Raw genomic sequence first — 2,668 nt, 5'->3', positions numbered from 1 at the left:
AAAATCAGAATATTATAAAAGGTAGACTCATTGTATTGAGGAGAGGAATTAATTTTATTTTATAATTATTAGTGGTTTTCAAGAAATTCAAGAACTGCTTTGTTGAATTCATCCGGTTTTTCTAAAAAGAAAGCGTGTCCACATCCCGGGATCACTTTCAACTCAGCGTTCGGAATTCTAGAAGCTATCTCCTCTGAGTACCAGATAGGCGTAAGAATATCCCTTCCTCCCACTATAACGAGGGTTGGAGCATTAATTTCTTTTAATCGCTCCATGACATTGAATTTTTCTATCGCTTCGCACTGGCGGATAAAAGCCTCGGGCGGTTGAGGGTAAGGATGTTCTTGATACCATTTTAGTGATGTTTTTACAAACTCCTCATTTTGGAGAGTTTCAGGGGTGAACGTCCGCACAAGCATGTCCTTTAAGAATAATTCTTTGGGTTTAGATTTGGCTAACTCTTTCCATATGGTTAAATTACTTAACCCTATAGGTCCGCGTGGAATTGTGCAGGCGAGAGTTAGGCTTCTCACCATTTCAGGGTGCATTATAGCAAAGGTCTGCGCTATCATACCTCCCATGCTTGCACCGAGAATGTGGGCTTTCTCCACTCCCAACTTATTCAAAAGGTGATAGGTATCCTCGGCACAAGTGTCAACGGTGTAACTGATCTCTGTTTTGGAGGTTCTTCCGGCATCTCTATTGTCAAAGGCGATTACCCTATATTTCTTAGATAATTCTGGCAACTGAAACATCCAACCCAAAATATCACCACTCAGACCCATAATCAGAACTAGTGGAGTCTCGTTTTCTTCCCCATGAATCTCATAATACATATCAAGGTCATTAACCTTTATCATTGGCATTTATATCTCCTCAAGTATTTTTGATTTTGATTTCTGAGTTTTATCTATACTTTAATTTTTTAATAGGGATGATTCTATTAATATTTTCCCAGTGCAAAAACTCCAACGGAAAAAAGATAGATGCAGTCTGCTGATTCAACTAGAGTGGTGGAGTTTCTATGTATATGGCTAGTGTTTTTCGAGAAATTCCAAAACTACTTTGTTGAATGCCCACGCATTTTCTAAAAACAAAGGGTGCCCATATCCCCACAGTACTTTTAACTGCGCATTGGGAATCTTAGAGGCCATCCCCTTGGCGTGCCAAATAGGTGCAATAATATCTCTCTCCCCAACAAGAACCAGTGTGGGAGCCTTAATGTCTTTTAGTCGTTCCGTAACGTCGAATTTTTCTACTGCTTCGCATTGACGGATGAACGCTGCAGGCAGTTGAATGTGGTGATATTTTGCGAGCTGTTCTATGTTGAGATACTTTGCAATATGGAGAATGGTTTCAATTAATTCATTCCACATCCTTAGTATATTCAAACCCTTTGGTCCCTGTGGAGTAGTGGAGCAGAGAATGAGACTTCTCACTTTTTCGGGATAACTTAAAGCAAAGGCCTGTGCAATCATGCCGCCCATACTAAAACCTAGAATGTGGGCTTTCTCCACTTCTAACTTCTTTAAAAGATGATAGGTGTCCTCAGCCATGGTCTCAATAGTGTAATTGATGTCTGTTTTAGAGGTTCTACCCATGTCTCTATTGTCAAACACTATTACCTTGTAATTCACGGAGAATTCAGGTATTTGAAGCAGCCATGGTTTGGCATCAGAACCTAGACCCATAATCAGAACTAGTGGAGTCTCGTTTTCTTCCCCATGAATCTCATAATACATCTCAAGATCATTAACCTTTAAAGTTGGCATAGTAGCGCATCTCTTACATTTTCAATTTTAGAGCACATATTTTGAATCCTAATCTTTGCATTGATTTAAATGTGAATTTTAGTTGATACATACAAAAATATATAAAATTTTTGACTGAAATAAAAGAAACAACTTGTGCTTCATATGAGCAGAAATAGCTCTAACACTCTATTCAATGGCGATTCAATCAGTGCTTAAAGTTTATTAAGTTATTTTATAGCATCTAGTTTTCTTTTAGCTGTTGCCTCTATGTCTCTACGGTCGTCAATTCTTAAGGAAGTAGTTACTCTTTTCGCTCCCATTTTTAGAATTGTTTCATGTGCCAGTTTAGCTGCATTAAAAATTTCGTCCAGTGTTTTAGCCTCTATCACAGTGGACATGGCACCCGGAGTGACTTTTACTCCCGCATCAACTAGTGCTTTTATTGCTGCCTTAACATATTTGCTCAGACTGGTTCCCTCTCCAATGGGGAATGCAATTAATTCTGCTATTATCATTTTTCAACACCGAAATAGTATTAACAATCCTTCCTTATACGATTTATTATGACCCGCTACCGTATGCCCAAGGGGATGAGGTATTCAACTCTAGAAGAGAGGAAAAAATATTACGAGAAGGAGTTTCCAATAAAAAAGGTAGGAGAGTGGTTTAGTGAAAGAGAGAACACTGTTTTCGCCATGATTTTGGGAAGACACACCCGTACAGTTCTCCCCGAATACGAGGAAATTCTAAACAATACGGTAATAGTTGATGACTATAAGGATCTGGAGGATGTCAAAGAATACATTATCCAATATCTTCCAGAGGCAGTTTACTACGATAGAAATTTATATTCTGATATTGAGGGGTTTACAACAGTAGGAAGATTTAATACTAAATAATACCATATATGGCTA

Annotated in this window: 4 protein-coding genes; 1 reads left to right on the top strand and 3 read right to left on the bottom strand. The window is 38.3% G+C overall.

Features of this window, described 5'->3' with window-relative positions; translation table 11 throughout:
* Window positions 1-68: 68 nt before the first annotated feature.
* The 3 genes from ACUVXA_RS19535 to ACUVXA_RS19525 all read right to left on the bottom strand — a co-directional run bounded on the left by ACUVXA_RS19535 (window position 69) and on the right by ACUVXA_RS19525 (window position 2,269).
* Window positions 69-866: an alpha/beta fold hydrolase gene (locus ACUVXA_RS19535; protein WP_445872967.1), complete on the bottom strand. Its 798-nt coding sequence runs from the start codon at window positions 864-866 to the stop codon at window positions 69-71.
* 168 nt (window positions 867-1,034) lie between these two features.
* Complete coding sequence (locus ACUVXA_RS19530; protein ID WP_445872966.1) at window positions 1,035-1,772, bottom strand: alpha/beta fold hydrolase; 738 nt, start codon at window positions 1,770-1,772, stop codon at window positions 1,035-1,037.
* A gap of 209 nt (window positions 1,773-1,981) precedes the next feature.
* Window positions 1,982-2,269 (bottom strand): MTH1187 family thiamine-binding protein, encoded by a 288-nt coding sequence (locus tag ACUVXA_RS19525; RefSeq protein ID WP_445872965.1) that lies wholly within the window; start codon window positions 2,267-2,269, stop codon window positions 1,982-1,984.
* Between the two features lie 75 nt (window positions 2,270-2,344).
* Between ACUVXA_RS19525 and ACUVXA_RS19520 the strand changes: the two genes are divergently transcribed.
* Complete coding sequence (locus ACUVXA_RS19520) at window positions 2,345-2,653, top strand: hypothetical protein (RefSeq protein WP_445872964.1); 309 nt, start codon at window positions 2,345-2,347, stop codon at window positions 2,651-2,653.
* The last annotated feature ends 15 nt before the right edge of the window (window positions 2,654-2,668 follow it).

The sequence above is a fragment of the Candidatus Jordarchaeum sp. genome, assembly GCF_052745115.1.
The sequence above is the reverse complement of the archived record's forward strand: the minus strand, read 5'-3'. Positions and strand labels throughout refer to the sequence as shown.

Coding starts and splice junctions, on each gene's coding strand:
- ACUVXA_RS19535 (WP_445872967.1), bottom strand. CDS start 866: ATGCCAATGATAAAGGTTAATGACCTTGATATGTATTATGAGATTCAT.
- ACUVXA_RS19530 (WP_445872966.1), bottom strand. CDS start 1,772: ATGCCAACTTTAAAGGTTAATGATCTTGAGATGTATTATGAGATTCAT.
- ACUVXA_RS19525 (WP_445872965.1), bottom strand. CDS start 2,269: ATGATAATAGCAGAATTAATTGCATTCCCCATTGGAGAGGGAACCAGT.
- ACUVXA_RS19520 (WP_445872964.1), top strand. CDS start 2,345: ATGAGGTATTCAACTCTAGAAGAGAGGAAAAAATATTACGAGAAGGAG.